This is a genomic window from Actinomyces slackii (assembly GCF_900637295.1).
Lineage (GTDB): Bacteria > Actinomycetota > Actinomycetes > Actinomycetales > Actinomycetaceae > Actinomyces > Actinomyces slackii.
Genome location: NZ_LR134363.1, coordinates 412,505 through 432,203, shown reverse-complemented (window position 1 = coordinate 432,203; position 19,699 = coordinate 412,505). Strand labels below are relative to the sequence as shown.

17 protein-coding genes are annotated in these 19,699 nt (G+C 70.5%); 10 read left to right on the top strand and 7 right to left on the bottom strand.

What is annotated here, in order from left to right; translation table 11 throughout:
- Window positions 1–33 precede the first annotated feature (33 nt).
- Together EL266_RS01750 and EL266_RS01745 are read right to left on the bottom strand one after the other, a co-directional pair.
- Entirely contained in the window at window positions 34–954 is a 921-nt protein-coding gene (locus tag EL266_RS01750) for a copper homeostasis protein CutC (RefSeq protein WP_026427061.1), read from the bottom strand.
- A gap of 78 nt (window positions 955–1,032) precedes the next feature.
- Window positions 1,033–1,950 (bottom strand): cation diffusion facilitator family transporter, encoded by a 918-nt coding sequence (locus EL266_RS01745; RefSeq protein ID WP_026427060.1) that lies wholly within the window; start codon window positions 1,948–1,950, stop codon window positions 1,033–1,035.
- Window positions 1,951–2,159: 209 nt separating this feature from the next.
- Between EL266_RS01745 and EL266_RS01740 the strand changes: the two genes are divergently transcribed.
- Entirely contained in the window at window positions 2,160–2,918 is a 759-nt protein-coding gene (locus tag EL266_RS01740) for a trimeric intracellular cation channel family protein (RefSeq protein WP_408608482.1), read from the top strand.
- Between the two features lie 385 nt (window positions 2,919–3,303).
- On the opposite strand, the gene EL266_RS01735 is transcribed toward EL266_RS01740, so the two are convergent.
- Window positions 3,304–3,609: a hypothetical protein gene (locus EL266_RS01735; protein WP_026427059.1), complete on the bottom strand. Its 306-nt coding sequence runs from the start codon at window positions 3,607–3,609 to the stop codon at window positions 3,304–3,306.
- A 307-nt stretch (window positions 3,610–3,916) separates the two neighbouring features.
- On the opposite strand from EL266_RS01735, the gene EL266_RS01730 reads away from it, so the two are divergent.
- A complete protein-coding gene (locus tag EL266_RS01730) occupies window positions 3,917–4,768 on the top strand; it encodes a VIT1/CCC1 transporter family protein (protein WP_084500775.1) in 852 nt (283 codons plus the stop codon).
- 14 nt (window positions 4,769–4,782) lie between these two features.
- On the opposite strand, the gene EL266_RS01725 is transcribed toward EL266_RS01730, so the two are convergent.
- Window positions 4,783–5,961 carry an App1 family protein gene (locus tag EL266_RS01725; protein WP_026427058.1) on the bottom strand — a complete coding sequence of 393 codons (1,179 nt, stop codon included), beginning with the start codon at window positions 5,959–5,961 and terminating at the stop codon, window positions 4,783–4,785.
- 9 nt (window positions 5,962–5,970) lie between these two features.
- Window positions 5,971–7,347, bottom strand: a complete 1,377-nt coding sequence (locus tag EL266_RS01720) for a glycosyltransferase 87 family protein (RefSeq protein WP_331852934.1) — start codon at window positions 7,345–7,347, stop codon at window positions 5,971–5,973.
- A 408-nt stretch (window positions 7,348–7,755) separates the two neighbouring features.
- Between EL266_RS01720 and EL266_RS01715 the strand changes: the two genes are divergently transcribed.
- The 8 genes from EL266_RS01715 to EL266_RS01685 all read left to right on the top strand — a co-directional run bounded on the left by EL266_RS01715 (window position 7,756) and on the right by EL266_RS01685 (window position 15,394).
- A complete protein-coding gene (locus tag EL266_RS01715; RefSeq protein ID WP_026427057.1) occupies window positions 7,756–7,944 on the top strand; it encodes a hypothetical protein in 189 nt (62 codons plus the stop codon).
- A 50-nt stretch (window positions 7,945–7,994) separates the two neighbouring features.
- Window positions 7,995–8,693 (top strand): ABC transporter ATP-binding protein, encoded by a 699-nt coding sequence (locus EL266_RS01710; protein WP_026427056.1) that lies wholly within the window; start codon window positions 7,995–7,997, stop codon window positions 8,691–8,693.
- A gap of 232 nt (window positions 8,694–8,925) precedes the next feature.
- Window positions 8,926–9,786 carry a hypothetical protein gene (locus tag EL266_RS01705; RefSeq protein ID WP_126412055.1) on the top strand — a complete coding sequence of 287 codons (861 nt, stop codon included), beginning with the start codon at window positions 8,926–8,928 and terminating at the stop codon, window positions 9,784–9,786.
- Window positions 9,787–9,839: 53 nt separating this feature from the next.
- Window positions 9,840–10,586 carry a response regulator transcription factor gene (locus tag EL266_RS01700; protein WP_026427054.1) on the top strand — a complete coding sequence of 249 codons (747 nt, stop codon included), beginning with the start codon at window positions 9,840–9,842 and terminating at the stop codon, window positions 10,584–10,586.
- A complete protein-coding gene (locus tag EL266_RS13585; protein ID WP_232012081.1) occupies window positions 10,586–11,086 on the top strand; it encodes a hypothetical protein in 501 nt (166 codons plus the stop codon). The genes EL266_RS01700 and EL266_RS13585 overlap by 1 nt, the downstream gene beginning before the upstream one ends.
- A complete protein-coding gene (locus tag EL266_RS13580) occupies window positions 11,086–11,931 on the top strand; it encodes a HAMP domain-containing sensor histidine kinase (RefSeq protein ID WP_232012174.1) in 846 nt (281 codons plus the stop codon). The genes EL266_RS13585 and EL266_RS13580 overlap by 1 nt, the downstream gene beginning before the upstream one ends.
- A gap of 245 nt (window positions 11,932–12,176) precedes the next feature.
- The gene (locus EL266_RS01690; protein WP_051281210.1) at window positions 12,177–12,965 is read left to right on the top strand and encodes an ABC transporter ATP-binding protein; all 789 of its coding nucleotides are present in this window, start codon (window positions 12,177–12,179) and stop codon (window positions 12,963–12,965) included.
- On the top strand, window positions 12,962–15,394 hold the full coding sequence (locus EL266_RS01685; protein WP_232012080.1) for an ABC transporter permease: 2,433 nt from the start codon (window positions 12,962–12,964) through the stop codon (window positions 15,392–15,394). The genes EL266_RS01690 and EL266_RS01685 overlap by 4 nt, the downstream gene beginning before the upstream one ends.
- Window positions 15,395–15,728: 334 nt before the next feature.
- On the opposite strand, the gene EL266_RS01680 is transcribed toward EL266_RS01685, so the two are convergent.
- Window positions 15,729–17,963, bottom strand: a complete 2,235-nt coding sequence (locus tag EL266_RS01680) for an ABC transporter ATP-binding protein (RefSeq protein WP_408608481.1) — start codon at window positions 17,961–17,963, stop codon at window positions 15,729–15,731.
- Window positions 17,960–19,693 (bottom strand): ABC transporter ATP-binding protein, encoded by a 1,734-nt coding sequence (locus tag EL266_RS01675; protein ID WP_026427050.1) that lies wholly within the window; start codon window positions 19,691–19,693, stop codon window positions 17,960–17,962. The genes EL266_RS01680 and EL266_RS01675 overlap by 4 nt, the downstream gene beginning before the upstream one ends.
- Window positions 19,694–19,699: the final 6 nt, after the last annotated feature.

Here is a 19,699-nt window from a genome sequence, read left to right as displayed (position 1 = left end):
CGCTCCAGCGCACGGTGGGGTGAAGGGAGTGGGTCAGGCGGGCGCCGGCACGGCGTGAATCGTCTCGACGGCGCTGCGCAGCAGGTCAGGGTCGGTGCGCTGCGGCTCGCCGGGCTCCAGCCCGGCGCGGGCCAGGCGCATATGCACCTCGCGCACGCCGGTGCGCTCCACCAGGCCGGCCACATCCGCGGGGCGCACCCCGCCTGCGGCGATGACCGCGGGCCCCTGAGAGGAGGCCAGGCCGGCCAGGACCTCGGCGCCCTCGGCGGCGGTGGGGGCCGCGCCGCTGGTCAGGACATAATCCACGCCCAGGCCCCCCAGATCCCCGTAGGCCTCGGCGGTATCGCGACAGGAGTCGAAGGCGCGATGGAAGGTGATCGGGGCGCCGTCGGCCATATTCACCAGGAGGCGCACCAGCCCGCGGTCCACGGCGCCGTCGGCGGTCAGCGCCCCGATGACGAATCCCAGCTCGACGGCGGGCGGCAGGTGAGTGCCGGCCCCGCCCGTGGCCTGGGGGCGGGTGAACTCGCTCATCTCCCGCGCCAGCGTGGCGATGCGCCGCACATCGGCGATCATGGCCCGGCCCTCATCGGAGTCGTAGACGTAGTCGCCTCCCCGCGGGCGGATGAGCACGCGCAGCCCGAAGGGCGCGGCCGCCGCGGTGCGGGCCCAGTGCGCCCCGGCCAGGGCCCGGCGCTCGTCAACCTGCTCGGCGGCGGCGAAGATCGCGGCCTCAACAGTGCCGATGGACGGCGTCGTGCCGCTGGCGGCGAGGTTGTCGCCGAGCTCGGCGCGGTCGGCGCCCAGGCGGGCCGACAGGCGCACGCCCTCGATATCCTCCACGCAGGTCTCCAGCACGATCCGCTCGGGGCGCCGCCAGGTGGGCTCCAGGGGGTTGGCCGTGGTGTGGCGGCGCAGGGAGGGAGCGGAACTGGTGAGCCTCGTTGCATTCATGCGGCGAGTCTTTCATGGTTGAGAGTCTCTGTGAACACCACTGGGCGAGGGAAGCGGAGCCGCCTCCAGATGCCGCCTTCAGATGTCGGCCTGGTCCTCGTAGGAGCGGGGGTCCTCGATCGGCTCGAGGTGGGCCGAGATGCGCAGGGTGGGGTCGGCCGCCACCAGCTCATCGATGATCTCCTCGGTGAAGTCGTGCCCCTGCTTGACGCTCCAGGCCGCCGGGACCAGGACGTGGAGGTCCATGAAGCGCCGGTTGCCGGCCTCGCGCAGCCGCACCGCGTGGAAGTCGATGACCCCGGTGCGCCGGTGCCGCTCCAGGACCTCCTCGACCACGGCCACGGCCTGGGCCGAGGGCGCGGCATCCATGAGCCCGGCCACCGATTCGCGGATGAGCGTGAAGCCGGTCCACATGATGTTGAGCCCAGCCCCCAGGGCCACAACGGCGTCGAGCACGGGGGACTGGAAGATCGCCACAAGCGCCACCCCCAGCAGGACGGCCCCGGAGGTCACGACATCGGTGGCCAGGTGCTTGGCGTCGGCCACCAGGGTCAGGGAGCGCTCCTGGCGGCCCGTGCGGTAGAGCACCCAGGCCACGGCGCCGTTGAGGAGGGAGGCGAGGGTGGAGATGATCAGGCCCGCCCCCAGCTGCTCGGGCATGACCGGGGTGATGATCCGCTCGACGGCGGAGATGATGATGAAGGCCGCCGCCACGAAGATCATGACGCCCTCGATGACGGCTGAGAAGTACTCAGCCTTGGAGTGCCCGAACTGGTGGTCGTCGTCGGCCGGCCTGATGGAGATCTTCAGGACGATGAGGGCCACCACGGCGGCCACGAGGTTGACCACGGACTCGGCGGCATCCGAGAGCAGACCCACCGAGCCGGTCAGCCAGGCGGCGAAGCCCTTGAGCGCGATGGTGGCCAGGGCCGCGGCGATGGACAGCCAGGCGTACTTGCTCAGGTCCTTGGGCGGGGCGTATCGCGGTGAGGACATCCCGCGATCATGGCCGCTGGGCGATCAGCGTGCCAGCCGGGGTTTCGGAAAACCTGAAAACCCGATGTTCCCCGGGAGAACACGGCTGGGCGGGTCGCGGTCGGTTAGGGTTGCGCCGCCGTCGCGCCCATGGGGCCGAGGGCCGGCCGCGGCGCCCGCTCCGGCCGTGGGTCATGGACGTCATGGGAGCAGGATGAGGAGGGAACGAGGTGGTCCTGGACGCCGGTGAGCTGCCCGCGGCGCTTCAGGCCCCGCAGGCGCTGTCGGACACCTTCCGGGTGATCGACCTGTGCGGGGTGCTGCTCAACGGGATCCTGGGCGGGCTGATCGCCCGGGGCAAGGGCTTCGATCTGGTGGGCTTCATCGTCCTGGCCATGCTGACGGCCACCGGCGGGGGCGTCCTGCGCGACCTCATGATCCAGGCCGGCCCGCCCGTCGCCCTGACCGACCCCTACTACCTGTACACGGCCTGCCTGGGTGCGGCGGTGGCCTGGTTCGTGCCACTGCGCTCCCGGCCGGCCCGGCGCATGCTGGTGGTGGCCGACGCCGTCGTGCTGGGCTGCTGGGCGGCCACCGGCGCCTCCAAGGCCCTGGTCAATGGGCTGGGCGTCATGCCGGCACTGCTGCTGGGCTGCCTGACGGCTGTGGGCGGATCCATGATCCGCGACGTCGCCGTGGGGCAGACCCCCGCGGTGTTCGGCGGCAACAAGCTCTACGCGGTCCCCGCCCTGGTGGCCGCGGGCACCCAGGTGGCGGCCATCCACGCCGGCCTGCCCGATGCCTACGCCATGCTCGCCTCCACCGCCATGGGGGCGGGGCTGTGCCTGCTGGCCTACTGGCGCTCCTGGAAGCTCCCCGTCTTCGCGGACAGGTCAGGCATGTCAGGTATGTCAGCGGGCGGCCCCGCCCACAAGCCTGCTGGCGAGGCCGGTCCTGCTGGCGAGGCGGGTCCTGCTGACCACGCCTGACCCGTGAGCGGTCCTGGCCCCGGCGCGGTTCTGGCCCCGGCGCGCGCCGTCCGCCGGCGCCCGCGCCACCCGGCCCGCGCCTGCGCCACCCGGCCCGCGCTGCCCCGCCCTACCCGTGCCATCCCGCCTGCGCTGACAGGCGGGGTGGCAGACGAGACTTTGCGTAGACGACGTGCGTTTGCGTCGACGACGAGGGTATGCGTCATTCACCCCTGTGCTAACCCCAGTTCGATGACGCGAACCCTCGTCCGATACGCAAAGGCACGTCGTCGGCGCCTCGGGTGGCGGGGGCAGCGGCGCCGGCCCGGCTCGGGGGCACCGCCTCGGCTCAGCGGCGCCGGCCCGGCTCAGGGGCACCGCCTCGGCTCGGCGGCGCCGGCCCGGCTCAGTCCAGGGGGCGCAGCTGGGCGTCGTCGACCTGGACGGGGGAGGCGGGCTCGGAGCGCTGGGCGGGGCTGGAGAAGAGGCGCTCCTTGACGGCCTCGGCGACCTTCTCGGCGACGGCCTCGCCCTGGGAGCGCACGGCCCGGCCCACACGGGCGGAGGCGGCGTCCATCCTCTCGCGCACGAAGGGCTGCTCAGTGACCCGCGTGGCCGTGGCCTTGATGCGCTCGTACTGGGCCCGGCCCGCGCGCGTGCCCAGCACATAGCCCGCGCCGAGTCCGATGAGGAAGGGGAGCTTGCCGGCCATGAGTGCCTCCTGGTGTCGTGATTCGATCTGCGGCTCTGCCAGGGAGACCCTGGCCAGGGCGCCTTGAGTCGGCGCCTTCCTGGGGCAAGACCCTACCGGTCTGGGGCGGGTCGCGATGATCGGCGCCCTCCGCCCGCCGCGAAGGGGCGAGGGGAGGGCAGGGCAGGCAGTCCTTCATGAGGTAAGACTTCCTTTGCTATACAGAAGGATTGATTGGTTCTACTGTTGAGACGTGAACGCACGCACGACCCTCGCCCCGAGCCCCTTAGACGCAGGGACCGGCCCACTGCCCGGAGCTCCTACCGGCATGCCCAGCATCGATGCTCGGCTGCCCCTGACCTGCCCCACCTCCCACGAGCTGCTGCACATCGGCCTTACCGCGTCGGCCGAGCCCACGGGGACCGCTGACTCGCCCGGGCAGCCCCCCGCCGACTCCGGGCCCGGCGATGCCCAGGACGGCTCGAGCGGCTCCCGCAGCGCCTCGGAGCTCGCCTCCCGGCTGAACTGGCTGCGAGCCGGGGTGCTGGGCGCCAACGACGGCATCGTGTCCGTCGCCGGTCTGGTCATCGGCGTGGCCGCCGCCGCGCCCACCAACACCGGCGCGATCGTGGCGGCTGGCGTGGCCGGCATCCTGGCCGGGGCCGTGTCCATGGCGGCTGGGGAGTACGTCTCGGTCTCCACCCAGTCCGACACCGAGAAGGCCCTCGTGGCGCGCCAGCGCGCCGAGCTCGCCCATGACCCCGAGGCCGGCATCGATGAGCTCGCCTCCCACTACCGCGCCAAGGGCCTGAGCCCCGCCACGGCGATGACGGTGGCCCTCGAGCTCACCGCGCACGACGCCGTCGGCGCGCACCTGGATGCCGAGCTGGGCCTGCGGGAGGACGACTACACCAACCCCTGGCACGCGGCCCTGTCCAGCGCCGTCGCCTTCACCATCGGCTCGCTGCTGCCGATGCTGGCCATCATCCTCATCCCCGTGTCCGTCCAGATCCCGGTCACCTTCTTCTCCGTGCTCATCGGCCTGGGCATCACCGGGGCCGTGTCGGCGCACCTGGGCGACGCGCCCGTGCGGCCCGCCGTCCTGCGCGTGGTCATCGGTGGAGCGCTGGCCATGGCCGTGACCTGGGGGATCGGCCACCTCATCGGCGTGAGCGTCTGAGGGGCGGGTGGCCCTCAGCGGTAGGCGGCGGTGGTCAGCAGCTCGGGCGGCAGCAGGCGCGCCAGCTCGTACCCATCGGTCCCGACGACGACGGGCACATCCGCCTCAGCCAGGGTGCGCGCCTCCGGGCCGATGCCCATGGGGTGGACGGTCAGCCCGCCGGCCAGCACCTGCTGGGCGGGGGTCAGGCGGCGAATGGCGACCGCTGCGATCCGATCGGCGTGCTGGCGGGCGGCCTCGCCGTAGATGAGAGGGTCGTGCTGGCCGTCGTCGCCCACCAGCAGCCAGGTGATCTCCGGCAGATCGATCATGAGCCGGCGCAGCTCGGTGCGCTTGTGCTCGATGCCCGAGCGGAACCATCCGGTGTTGGTGGGACCCCAGTCCGTCATGAGGGCGGGGCCGTCGGGGAAGCCGTGGCGGCGGAAGAAGGCGCGCAGCGTGGGCACCACATTCCAGGCCCCCGTGGACAGGTACATGATGGGCGTGCCGGGGTTGGCGGCCTGGATCTGCCGGTAGAGCTGGGCCATGCCGGGAACCGGCTCACGGGCTGAGGAGTGCTTGACCAGCTGGTTCCAGGCGGCCACGAGCACGCGCGGGACATGGCTGACCATGGCGGTGTCGTCGATGTCGGAGATGATGCCCAGGCGCGGGCCCGGGGGGACGATGAGCAGCCCGCAGCGCACGGTGCCGGCCCCGGCGGCGTCGATCTGCGCCTCATGCCAGCCGGGCGCGAGGTCGTGGTCGCGCACGACGACGTCGATGTAGCCGTTGTGATCGGCCCGCGTGCGCACGCTGCGCGAGCCGACGCGCACCGTCACCGGCAGGTAGGGCACCGGGGCATCGATGAAGACCCGCCATCCGCGCTGGGCCTCGGCCAGGCTCGTCACCGCGATGTCCCGCGCCTGGGAGGGGCTGGCCGGCAGGCGCTCGGGCAGGGACACGAACAGCGGGCCCTCCTTGGGGGCGTTCGGGGGGCGCATGACCATGCGCGCCAGGACGCGCGCCATGGACTGCCCGCTGGTAGTGCCTGAAGGGCCGGAGGGGCCGGCCGCTGCGGTGGCCTGCGCGTTCCCGGCGGTGCCATAGCCGTTGTAGGGGATGACGCGGGGGCGCCATCCCTTGCGCTTGAGCACGGGGATCGAGTCGCGGTGGAAGCGGTCCTCGACGGCGCGGGCGATGTCGGAAAGGGGCACGGGGCGATCTTAGGCGCTGCGTCGGGCGCGGCGCCCGGCAACGAGGGCCAGAGTGACCCCTGAGCCCAGGGCCCACCACGTGTAGGAGGAGCCCACGGCCTTGGCCCAGGTGGGCCAGTCCTGCTCAACATGGTTCTGCTCGGGGAACCACCACTGCATCGCCACGATGAAGACCATCGCCCCGGCCAGGGCGGCGACCCCCAGGCTGGTGGAGTACCAGCGCCAGGATGCGGCGCCCAGGGCGATGATCGAGGGCAGGGACCACACCCAGTGGTGGGACCAGGAGATAGGGGAGATGAGCAGTCCTAGGGTCATGACAGCGCAGACCTGCAGAAGCAGGATGAGACCGTCGTCCCAGGGGGCTGATGGGGTGGGTGCGGAGTCCGAGCCGGTCAGCGGGGTGCCGGTCTGCGATGTGACCGCAGGGGAGGGGCTAGGCAGTAGGGCGCCGGCCTGAGAGGATCGCAAAGCGTCCAGCCGTCGGCACAGGAGCCAGGCCGCCAGGACGGCAGCCGCGGCGCAGGCCGCCCAGGCGGGGGTCCACAGCGATTCGGGCAGGCCGCGGGCGATGGCGCCCTTGAGGTTCTGGTTGCCGGAGTAGTCGGCGAAGCCCGCCCGACCCGAGTCCCACATGGCCCAGGTGAAGAAGTCCCAGGTCTCAGTGGGGCTGGCCAGGGCCGCCAGGGCGGTCAGGCCGACGGCGCTGCCCACCATGGTGGCCGCGGCCCGCCACTCCCCACGGGCCAGCAGCACCAGGACGGCGATGGCGGGGGTCAGCTTGATGGCGGCGGCCAGACCGCTGAGAGCCCCGCGCCAGCGCGATCGCTCCGGGACGAGGAGGAGGTCGACGGCGACCAGGGCCATGAGGATGGCATTGACCTGCCCGTACTCCATGGTCTTGGGGAAGGGCTCCAGGAGCATGACGCCCAGGAGCCCCACCCAGGGGGCCGCCCCGCGGATGAGGGCGCGGCGTTGTGGAGTGCTCGGTCGTGGAGTGCTTGGCCCCGGGCGATCACCGGCCAGGGCGCGCAGGGCGGCCCAGGCGGTCAGGCCCGCGCAGAGGGGAGTGGCGGCCACCAGGAGCGCCGTGGCCCACTCGTAGGTCAGCAGTGTCAGGGGCGTGATGAGCCATGCGGCCAGGGGAGTGTAGGTGAAGGGCCACAGGGACTGGGCGGGGTTGGCGTACCACTCGTAGAGGCTCCCGCCGTCGTGCCACTGGAGGACGGCGTAGTAGTAGACGAAGGAGTCGAGCTTGAAGACCCAGGCTCCGTTGTCGGTCAGGGAGACCCACGCGGCGATGAGCAGGCCGGCCCAGCCGAGGAGGGCGGTCAGGGGCGAGGCGAGGAGGCTCGCGCCCATCCGCGCTGCCGAGCGGGTCGTGTGCACGGGGAGAGTCTAGGAGCAGGCGGGTGCGGGGGTCTGCGGGCTTCGGCCCTGGTCAGGGTCTTCCCAGGGATTTGGCAGGTGGTGGACTGGTGACGACGCTGCCGTCAGGAGGGGCCTTACTGTCATTCGGGGAGAGCCCCCGTAGGTGCTGAATTGAGTGATCTCAACCTTGCGAAATACTGCAGGGGCGGGTATTGATGAATGTCAGTATTGAGTAGCGGCGCCAAGACCGGAAGTTGCATCATGAACGTGCGAGTCGCTTTTACTGGACGATCAGGTTGCGTTCATGAAGAGCGGGACTTTAGCCCCGATGGTGTCTTCTGCTGTCGTTTCCGCATTGATTTCTCCGGCCGTCCGGCTGTACGCTGTTGAGGCAAGCCGATCTTCTCGACGAGGAAGGTGGATGTCATGTCGCAGTCTGAACGTCCTTCGGGGGTGCGTGCCGCGATTCGCGCTCTCATTGGTCTAATGTTCATGATCGTGGCGGCGAAGAACTTCGTCGATAGTGATACCATATTCGCCATTCTATTTTTGCTAGTTGGCCTCATTTTCTTGGGCTTCTCTGCTGTTAGTTTTTTTAAGAACCGGAACGAGTGAAGCTGAATAGAGGTGCCTGTGTGAACGCGAACTGAATTTGAGGATTTGGCATGGCGAGGTCCATTCTTGAGTTGGAAGGCTTGACAGCCTGGTATGATCGCCGGAAGCCGGTAGTTGAGGACGTCTCGTTGAGCCTGGTGGCAGGGGAGGCTGTTGGTCTGATCGGCATCAATGGCGCCGGGAAGACAACACTTCTCAAGGCCTTGTGCCAAGCCCACCGAGGGTGCTCGATCAAGGCGTTGAGATACCGCGGCAGGTCGATTGATCCGGCCGATTCGGCCTTCATGAAGCAGCGATACCTGTCCTTTGCTGATGACTCATCATTCCCGACGTGGTCGCTCGACACCTTCGTGCGATTCCTGGATCGCGCATACAGCAGCAGGAAGCGCGCGCGACTGCTCGATGAGCTTGTCGAGGGTTTTAACTTCGGTGAGTATCGCGGCACACCTTTTTCTCAGTTGTCCAGCGGGTCGCGCAAGAAGGCGAGTCTCATCGCCGCTTTCCACACGCAGGTGGACATCCTTTTTCTCGATGAGCCAGTGGACTTCCTCGATTTCGCCTCCACGGAGTACCTCTATCAGCGGATCGTCGACGCGGCCTCGCACGGCCAGTGCGTCCTGCTCAGCTCACATATCGCGGAATCGTTCACCAGATGCACGACGCGTCTGTTCGTCCTGTCCTCCGGGACGATGACCGGCCCCTTCGCAACACCGGAGGACTCTCGTGATGTGGTCTCCCTCATCTCCTAGGATGCTGGCCGTTGAGGCCGTTGCCGGTGAGTTCCTCGGCTGGAGACTCCTTCTTTCCGGCCTCGTCATGACCGGGGTCGCGCTATGGGTCGGGATGAACGTCAGCGTCACCATCCATGAGAGAGGCGCGGCGCTCGGGATCATCATGGCGACATCGGGAGCCGTGTCCACGGTGGCGTGGACATGGGTTCGCAGTGGCCGATGGCAGAATCTCATGCGGTTCCCACTCCCCATGGCGGACCTCACTCGCGCAGTCCAGGTGCTGGGGATGCTCCTCGTCCTCATCGAGGCCCTGCTCCCCGCCACCGTCTTCATCGTCACCAGTGCGGCCGGATCGCTCATCGACGCCGGGATCCTCCTCGCCCTCGGACTCGGACTCGCCCCGGTCCTCCTCATCGTCTGGAGCGGTGCGGCTCGCCGCCATCGGCTCAGCGCTGCCGCAGTCCTGGCGGGCCTGGTCATCGTGGTCATCTACCTGGGTCCAGGTTATGCGGCAGCGATCGCCTCTGTCGCAGGAGCCATATGCGTGGCCGCCGCCATCGATCTCAGTGGCGATAGCAGCAGGCCGACCCGCGTCCCCCGCCTGGCCGGCTCCAGCCTTGTTGTCGGTGAGATCCTCACCTCACGGATGACTGCGATCAATTCCTTGGGAATGCTCGGTATTGGAATTGCTTTCAACCTCATGCTCCAAGCGCAGAGCGTGCCCTTCATGCTTGGATTCATCGTGGTGTTTCAGAACACCCCGTTGAACTCCTACTTCTCCAGGCATCCAAGTACTCTGCTGGTGATCACCACGGCGCCACGGGCATGGCTGACGCTGCTGCGCTTCGGCAGTCACCTCGCCGTCTTCTACGTCCTGTGCGCCGTCCTTGTCACGCTCGCGCCCATGCAGGCTGTTCCCCATCCTCGTGCGACCCTCGTTGTCATCGTCATCGCGTCGATCGTCGCCTCAGCGGCCGCCATGATTCTCGAGCGGTACAGGCCCCTGACCTCATGGAAGTCAGAGCGCGAGGTACTCCGCCACCCCCGGAAGTACGTCCCCAGCCTGGCGGCCTTCGCCGTCGTGCTGGCCGCATGGCCGATCGTCCTGTGATCCGGTAACCGCTGATGAGGCGTCGTGGCCCCGCGTTGTGCTTTGCTGGGCCCATGAGCGCAGACACCGAGGTCCTGCTGGTCGAGGACGAGGCCGACCTCGCCGCGGCGGTCCGCGACTACCTCGAGGCCTTCGGACTGAGCGTCCACCACTGCCCGGACGCCGAATCCGCCCTGGCTGCGGCCTCCTGGCGCGCGCCCGGCGTCGTGCTGCTGGACGTGGGCCTGCCCGGCATGAGCGGCTATGAGCTGTGCCGCCGGCTGCGTGCCATCTCCCAGGTGCCGATCATCTTCGTCTCGGCGAGAGCCTCCGACGTCGACCAGGTCCAGGGCCTGTCCCTGGGCGGGGATGACTACGTCACCAAGCCCTTCTCCCTGGCCGTGCTCCTGGCCAAGGTGCGCCGCGCCCTGGAGCGCACCGCCGCCGGCGGCACTGCGCCCGCCGTCGACCAAGCAGACGATCCAGCCGATCCAGCCGACCCGGCCGGGCCGCCTCCCACGCCGGGTTTCGACGATGGTCGCCTGCGCGTGGAGGCCTCCACCGGCCGCACCTACCTGGACGGCGATGAGGTGCACCTGACCGCCCTGGAGGACAGGATCCTGCGCCACCTCGTGGCCCATCGCGGCGCCGTGCGCACCAAGGAGGAGATCATCCGCGCCGTATGGGGAGACGAGTACACCAGCGAGGGCACGCTGAGCGCCCACATGCGGCGCCTGCGCACCCGGGTCGAGCCCGACCCCGACTCCCCGACCTACATCCGCACGGTCTGGGGGCGCGGCTACCTCTTCGAGGCGCCCTGATGCGCGCGCTCGGCGCCGCAGTCGTGCTGCTCGCCCTGACCCTCGCCGTGGGCCTGGCGGTCCTGGGCGCCCTGGCCTCACGGGATCTCCCAGCCGCCGACCCCGCCCGCGCCAACGACGTCGCCCATCGCCTGGCCGCGGTCTGGCCCCACCCCGGCAGCGCCGGCCTGGCGGATACCGACGGCCTCCTCGTGGTGGACGCCCAGGGCCGCCCGCTGCGGCTCGCTGGCTCCAGTGAGCAGCCGACCGGCCCCGTCCAGGACCCCGGGGCATCCCCTGCCCCCTCCCCGAGCGGCTCCGGGGCGCCTCCCACCACCGCCGACAACCTGACGGTCCTGGGATGGAGCGCGCAGCACCGGCCCCTGGCCGCACCGGTGGTGGTCGAGGACCGGGTCGTGGCCTGGGTATTCGTCGACGACGACCACCTGGCGCGCTGGAGGCCCACCAGCGCCAGGTCGCCTGGGCGGGGGCGGGGACCCTCGTCGTCGCCGTGGCACTGATGGCCGCGTTGCTGGCCTGGCTGCACGCCCGCGTGCTGGCGCCCTTCACCCGCCTGGAGCGATTCGCCGCCCGAGTGGCCGACGGCGACCTGTCGGCACCGCTGGAGGTCGAGCGCGGCCAGGCCTTCGGGGCCTGGAGCCAGAGCTTCGACCTGCTGCGCACCGAGTTGGCGGCCGCCCGGCGCCGGGAGGCCGAGGAGCGGGCCTCCAAGGAGGCCCTCATCGCCGAGATCGGCCACGACCTGCGCACCCCCGTGGCCACGATCTGCGCCACCGCCGAGCTCCTGGAGCTCTCGGCGCGCTCCCCGGCCGACGCTGAGCGCCTGGCCGTCATCCAGGCCAAGGGCCGCCAGGTCGATGCGCTCATCGGCGACCTCTTCCACGCCCACGACAGCCAGATCGCCGCCCTGGGCGTGACACCCGAGGAGATGAGCAGCCAGGTCCTGGCCGACCTGGTGCGCCAGGCCGACCACCGGGGCCTGGCCCGCATCGGCGTCCTGCCGGCGGTGCTGGTGCGCGCCGACCGGCGTCGTCTGGCCCAGGTCGTGGACAACATCGTGCAGAACTCCTACAAGTACGCCGATACGCCCATCGAGGTCACCGGCCGGCTCGACGGCGAGAGCCTGGAGCTGAGCCTGACCGACTCCGGCCCAGGCGTCCAGGCCAGCGAGATCGGCCTCATCCTCGCCCGGGGCCAGCGCGGTGACAACGCCGCGGGCACGCCCGGGCACGGGCTGGGCCTGTTCATCTGCGCCCAGCTCATGGAGCGCATGGGCGGCCACATCCGCGCCAGCCTGCCCCAGGCCGGAGGACTGAGAGTCACCCTCACCGTGCCGCTGGCCTGACAGGTCGGCTGTGGCCCGTGCAGCCCAATGGAGCGCTCAGGCCCGCAGCCCCGTGGCCGCTCGACGACGCGCAGACGGCGCTGCCCGGCGTCGGCATGAATCGTAGGCGAATCGCAGGAGTTTCGTCAGGACCTCGGCCCGGCGCTCCCCGTAGCGTCGGGCAGCAGTGCGAGGCGGCAGCAATGCGAGGCGGCACGGCAGGCACAGGAGAGGAGCGCAGGATGACGCGGCAGGAGGTCACGACCATGGAAGAGACCAGTGGGCCGGGGAGTGACGAGGGACCGCGCGGCGCCCCGGTGATCACCACGGGCAGGCTCTCCAAGACCTTCTCCGTGGGCGGGGCCCAGCAGCATGTGCTGCGCAACCTGGACCTGAGCGTCGAGAAGGGCTCCTTCACCGTCATCATGGGCCCCTCGGGGGCGGGCAAGTCCACCCTCCTCCATGCGCTGTCCGGACTGGACCGCCCCACCCTGGGCACCGTCACCCTGGAGGGAACCGACCTGACGGGCCTGGGCGAGGACGAACTGGCCCGCTTCCGACGCCGCCACTGCGGCTTCGTCTTCCAGCGGATCCACCTGCTGGACTCCCTGAGCGTCCTGGAGAACCTCCTGGTCGTGGGCCTGCTCATCAGCCACGACCGCCGAGCACTGTCCCGCCGGGCCGGCGAGCTCCTGGAGCGTGTGGGCCTGCCGGAGCGGGACTGGTCCAAGACCCCCAGCATGCTCTCCGGCGGGGAGGCCCAGCGCGTGGCCATCGCCCGGGCCCTCATGAACCGGCCCGCCGTCGTCTTCGCCGATGAGCCCACCGGCCAGCTCGGCTCGGCGCACTCGGCCTCCGTCCTCGACCTCCTCGGCCAGGTGCACGACGACGGCCAGACCATCGTCATGGTCACCCACGACCTGCCCTCGGCCTGCCGGGCCGAGCGCCTCCTCTACCTGCGCGACGGGCGCATCGGCGAGGAGCTCGCCCTGTCAGGCTCCCGGGATGAGCGCATGACGGCCCTGACGGCCTTCCTGACCGAGATGGGGTGGTGAGCGTGCCGACCCGCCGCATCCTCCGCCCCGGGCCGCCGCCGTCGGCCTCCCTCCTCCTCATCCGCCGCGCGCTGCGCAAGCACCCCGGCCTGGTCGCGGCCATCACCATCCTCTGCCTCATCGCGGGACTGCTCATCACCACCGCCCTGGTCATGATCACCCAGCACGGCGCCTACCTGGAGGCCAAGGCCGATGACTGGCGCACGCCCGACGCCGTCGTCCTCCTGCCCCGCGACGAGCGGGCCGACGCCGTCGAGGCCGCCCTGCGCCGCGACGACCGGGTCACCGAGGTGGAGGCCGACCCGATGGTCGCCATCAGCGGATCCATCCCCTACGGCGAGGACACCCTGCCCTCGTCCTTCGTCTTCTACGACGCCGACTCCACCCCCGACATGGGGCGCCGGGAGGTGGTCACCCAGGCCGCCTGGCCCGTGGACAACCCGGTCTGGGCGCCCCTGACCCTCCAGGCGGCAGGAGGATACGAGCTCGGCGACGAGTTGGTCCTGAGCACGCCCGCCGGCGAGCGCCGCTTCCACATCCAGGGATTCGTCGAGGCCACCTACGGCGGCATGCCGCCCCTGGGGCAGATATGGCTCGGAGTGCCCCAGGCCGACTACCGGGCCCTGGAGGCCCGGGCCCAGCAGGACATGCTGGAGCTGAGCGCCGACCCGGCCGCCAGCAGTGCCGGAGCCCAGACGGGCACCATCCCGGTGCCCTCCGTGCTCATCAAGACCCGACTTGAGGATCCGGGCAGCAGGCCGGAGGCGGCGATCGCCCAGGCCACCGAGGACCAGGGCATCACCGAGGTCTGGGGCATGAGCCGCCGCACCGTGAGCATGGCCAATGAGACATCAGTGGGGCTCATGGCCGTCGTCGTCCTCCTGTTCTCCTCGATGATCACCGCCGTGGTGGTCCTCGTCCTGGCCTTCATGCTGCGCACGGCAATCCGTGAGGACCTGGAGGCCGTGGGCATGCTGCGCGCCATGGGCATGACAACCGGCGGGGTGACGCGGCCCATGGTCACCGGCTTCGCCCTGGTGGGCGCGGCCGGCGCCCTGATCGGGGCGGTGCTCAGCCACGCCGTCCTGCCACACCTGTCCACCATGCTGCGCGCCCAGACGGGGATCTCCTGGCAGGCGCACCCCGACCCGGTCATCCTGGCGGGATGCGCCGCAGGGGTCGGCGCGATCATCTGGCTCACCGACGCGCTCACCGCCCGCCGCGCGGGGCGCATGAGCGCAGTGGAGGCGCTGCGCGGCGGACAGGCCGATCACGCCTTCACCCGCACCCGCCTGCCCCTGGGACGGACGCGGGGCCCACTGGCCATGCTGCTCGGCCTCAAGGCCATCCTCGCCGCCCCGGGGCGCAGCTCCCTGATCGCCGTCGTGTCCGCGGCCTGCGCGATGGCCTCGGTGTTCTCCGCCTGCGGGCTGGGGACGCTCGCACTGCGGGACAACGCTCTGTCCCTGCTCCTGGGCGGTGTCATGGAGCAGGTGAGCGTCACCGCCACGGACCCGGACCAGGTCCAGCAGGCCGTTAACCGCGCCAGCGGCATGCCGCAGGTGGCCGCCGCCCTGCCCATGGACCACCGCTCGGAGACCATCGATGGCGGCGGGGTGATGATCGTCGTCGTCGACCAGCCGGAGGAACTGCCCACCAGCCCGGTCTATGAGGGGCGCTCGGCCCGCCAGCCCAATGAGGTCGTGCTGGGACCCGGCCTGGCCCGCAGCCTGGGCCTGGAGGTCGGCGACACCTGGACGGTGGGCCTGTCCGGCGACTCCCACGACTACCTCGTCACCGGGCTGGCCAGCGGGGCCGCCAACTTCGGGAGATTCGCGATGATGACCCGGCAGGCCTATGCGGAGCTGGCGCCCGAGGCGAGCCTGAGTGGAGTGGGGGTCTTCGTCGAGGAGGGCGCCGATGCCGCGGCAGTGGCTGCACAACTGCAGGAAGACCTGGGCTCCGACTACCAGGTGGTCAACATGCGAGACGCCATGGCCGTCCAGGTCGGCAGCTACCTGTCGATGATCCCGCTGCTGTCCGCGGTGCTCATGATCTCCACCGCCCTGGCCGTGGTCCTCGTGGTCGGCCTCATGACGGGCTCGCTCGTGGCGCGCTCGCGGACCGAGTCGGGCCTGCTCAAGGCCCTGGGGATGACCGCGCGCCAGGCGGCGGCTCGGGTGCGATGGTCCATCCTGCCGCCCCTGATCACCGGGACGCTGGTCGGCTGCCTGGCGGGGCTGGCCCTTGTGCGCCCCCTGCTGACCGCCATGCTCTCCGGAGTGGGGATCATGCGGGTCACGGTGGGCATTCCCGCCTGGCCGGCCCTCGTCCTCGGCGCAGCGGTGGTGCTGGCCGCGGTGGCCGCCTCGGCTCTGGCCGCGCGCCCCATCGCCAGGATCAGCGCCCACAGCCTCATGGCCGACTGACGGCGGGCACGATGGGCCGGCGTCGACGACGAGGGTCTGCGTATCGGACGAGGGTTCGCGTCATCGAACTGGGGTTAGCACAGGGGTGATTGACGCAAAGGCTCGTCGTCTACGCAAAGGCTCGTCGGCGACGCAGAGGCTCGTCCGCGCCGCCCCGGTGTCGTTCCCGCTGACGTTGTCCACCGTGAACAACTTTGCCCGTCTCCGCTCATGGATCCAGCACCGGAAAGGCGCTCTGACCTGGGTATTTGTGAATTCGGTAGGCGGAGGAGAGTCTCAAAGTTGTTCACGGCGGACACAGTGCTGCCATCGCCGGCCCTTTCGCGCCCCGCCGCTAGGCGTCCTCGGCGAACTGGCTGGCGTGCAGGCGGGCGTAGGCCCCGCCGGCGGCCAGGAGCTCGTCATGGCTGCCCTGCTCGACGATGTCGCCGTGCTCCATGACCAGGATCGTGTCGGCGTCGCGGATCGTGGACAGGCGGTGGGCGATGATGAAGCTCGTGCGCCCCTGGCGCAGCGCATTCATGGCCCGCTGCACCAGCAGCTCGGTGCGGGTGTCCACCGAGCTGGTGGCCTCATCGAGGATGAGCACCGACGGCCCGGCCACGAAGGCCCGGGCGATGGTCAGCAGCTGGCGCTCCCCGGCCGAGATATTGGCCGCGTCCTCCTCCAGCACCGTGTCATAGCCCTGCGGCAGCGCCTTGATGATGTGGTCGACGAAGCAGGCCTGCGCGGCCGCCTCCACCTCGGCATCGGTGGCCCCGGGGCGCCCGTAGCGGATGTTCTCGCGGATCGTGCCCTCGAAGAGCCAGGGATCCTGGAGCACCATCCCGGTCCGACGGCGCACATCGTGCCGCGTCATCGATGCGGTGTCGCGCCCATCGAGCAGGATGCGGCCGGCGTCGACCTCGTAGAAGCGCATGAGCAGGTTGACCAGGGTGGTCTTGCCCGCGCCAGTGGGTCCCACGATCGCCACGGTGTGCCCGGGCTCGACTCGCAGGGACAGGTCGCGGATGAGCTCGGTGTCCGGGGAGTAGGAGAAGCGCACATGCTCGACCTCGATGACACCGGGGCCCGCGGGCGCCCCCGCCGGGACGCCGCCCGCCGACTCGCCGGCGTCGGGGGTCTCCTCCTCGGCGTCGAGCAGCTCGAAGATCCGCTCGGCGCTGGCCGTGCCCGACTGCACGGCCGTGGCCATGCCGCCGAGCTGGCTCAGCGGCTGGGAGAACTGCTGGGAGTACTGGATGAAGGCCTGCACGTCGCCCAGGCGCAGGCTCCCCGAGGCCACCATGGCCCCACCCACCACGGCGATGGCCACATAGGACAGGTTCCCGATGACCATGAGGATGGGCATCATGATCCCCGAGAGGAACTGGGCCTTCAGAGCGGCCTGGTAGAGCTCCTCGTTCTCCTGGGCGAAGGACTCGCGCGTCCAGTCCGTGCGCCCGTAGACGCGCACCAGGGCGTGGCCGGAGAAGGACTCCTCCACGCGGGTGTTGATGCGACCGGTGCGGGCCCACTGGCGGGTGAAGGCCCTCTGGGAGCGCGGCCCGATGATCCCGAACACCAGCCCCGACAGGGGGACGATGATGAGGGCCACCAGGGCCAGCTTCCAGGAGATCGAGAACATCATGCCCAGCACGCCCACGATCGTCAGGATCGAGGTCAGGGCCCCGGACAGGGACTGCTGGAGGGTGTTGGTGACATTGTCGACGTCGTTGGTCAGCCGGCTGAGCAGTTCGCCGCGCTGCATGCGGTCGAAGTAGCTCAGGGGCAGGCGGTGGATCTTGTCCTCAACCTGGGAGCGCAGGCGGTAGAGGGACTTGATGGTGATCTGGTTGAGCAGGTAGCCCTCGAGCCAGTTGAGGAAGGCCGCCCCCACGTAGAGGGCCAGGACTGACAGGAGGATGCCGCGCAGGCGCACGAAGTCGATGCCCTCGCCCGGCCTGATGTCCAGGGCCCGGAGCATGTCGGCCATGTCCCCCATGCCGCGCTCCTCCAGGGCGGCCACGGCCGCCTCCTTCGTGGTGCCGGACATGGCGCTGGACAGCACGCCCTCGAAGATGACGTTCGTGGCCTCGCCCAGGACCTTGGGGGCGGCCACCGACAGGACGACGGCGATGATGCTGGCCAGGGCGATGACCGCCAGCGTCGGCTTGAAGTCGGTCAGCAGGCCGAGCATCCGCTTGAAGGAGGGCCAGAAGGCCTCGGCCTTGCCCGGGGGCGGGCCGGACATCCAGTCATCGGAGCCGGCCTGGGCTTCGGCCGCCAGCCGGAGGTCCTCATCGCTGAGATCGTCATCACGACCCGACGGCGCGGCGGCGCGGACAGACTGCGGCGATCCGGTTGCGTCGGGGCCGGCGGGCTCCGCCATGGGCCGCGTCGTGGGCGACGCAGGGGACGGCGTCGTCCCACCGGAGGGCTCGATCGGCGGGGGCGGGGCCGGTGGCACGGAGCGACCGCGGATGGGCGGGGCCGAGTGCCCGGGGGGCGGTGGGGCCTGCTCGCGAGCCTCGCCGGGGAGCTCAGGGCGCTCAGGCTGTCCAGTGCTGCGGTAGGGGTCGGTGGTCATGCTGCGGCCTCCGCTCCGAGCTGGGAGGAGACGATCTCCTGGTAGACCGGGCTGGAGGCCAGGAGCTCGTCATGGGTGCCGCGGCCCACCAGGCGCCCGGAGTCCAGGACGAGGATCTGGTCCGCGCCGGTGATGGTCGAGATCCGCTGGGCCACGACGATCTTCGTCACGCCGCGGGTGGCCGGCCCCAGGGCCGCGCGCAGGCGGGCGTCGGTGGACACATCCAGGGCGGAGAAGGAGTCGTCGAAGACGAGGATCGCGGGGCGGCGCACCAGGGCGCGGGCAATGGCCAGGCGCTGGCGCTGGCCCCCCGAGACATTCGTGCCGCCCTGGGCGATCGAGGAGCCCAGCCCCTCGTCCATCCGCTCCACGAAATCGCGGGCCTGCGCCACCTCCAGGGCCTGCCACAGCTCCTCATCGGTGGCCTCCTCGCGCCCCAGGCGCAGGTTGGAGGCCACCGTCCCGGCGAAGAGGAAGGGCTTTTGCGGCACCAGGCCGAACTGCTCCCACAGCGCCTCCGGCTCGGCGGCGCGCACATCGACCCCGCCGATGAGCACGCTGCCCGACGAGACCTCCACCAGGCGCGTGAGCAGGGAGACCACCGTGGACTTGCCCGAGCCGGTCGAGCCCACGATCGCCGTCGTCGAGCCGGCCGGGACCATGAAGCTGAGGTCCTCCAGGACCGGCTCCTGGGCGTCGGGGTAGGAGAAGGTGACCCCGCGCAGCTCGACGGTCCCCGGGGTGGGGAAGGACTCGACGGCGTCGGGCGCCACCTCCAGGGAGGGGTCGGTGGCCAGGACCTCCCCGATGCGCTCGGCGCACACGGCGGCGCGCGGGATCATGATCGTCATGAAGCTGGCCATGACAATGCCCATGAGGATCTGCATGAGGTAGGCCATGAAGGCGATGAGGGTCCCGACCTCCACATCCCCGCTCTCGATCTGGTGGCCCCCGAACCACAGGACACCCACGATGGTGACATCCAGGATGAGCATGACCAGGGGGAACAGGAGGATGAACAGGCGACCCACCCGCTCGCCCACCCAGGCGATATCCCGGTTGGCCCCGTCGAAGCGCTCGGCCTCGACCTCCTCGCGCACGAAGGCGCGGATGACCCGGATGCCCGTGAGCTGCTCGCGCATCACCCGGTTGATCCCGTCGAGCTTCTCCTGATAGCTGCGGAAGAGCGGCACCATGCGCCGCACCACCAGGCCCACGGTGACCAGCAGCACCGGCACCGAGATGCCGATGAGCCAGGACAGGCTCGGCGCCTGAGTCACGGCCATGATGACGCCGCCGACGGCCATGACCGGGGCCGTCACCAGCATGGTGCAGCTCATGAGGACCAGCATCTGCACCTGCTGGATGTCATTGGTGTTGCGGGTGATCAGGGAGCCCGCGCCGAAGGCGGAGATCTCCCGCTCCGAGAAGTCCCCCACCCGCTCGAAGACCGCGCCGCGCAGGTCGCGCCCCATGCTCATGGCGGCCCGCGCCGACAGGTAGGTGGCCAGGACCGTGCCCGCGCCCTGGGCCACCGAGACCAGGAGCATGAGGCCGCCGGTGCGCCAGATCAGGCCGACGTCGCCGGTGGCGACTCCCTCATCGATGATGGTGGCGTTGAGGCGCGGCAGGTACAGGGAGGCCATGACCTGGGCGAACTGGAGAACCAGAACGCCCAGGAGCAGTCCCAGGTAGGGGCGCGCGTACAGGCGCAGCAGGCTGATAAGCACGGGAAG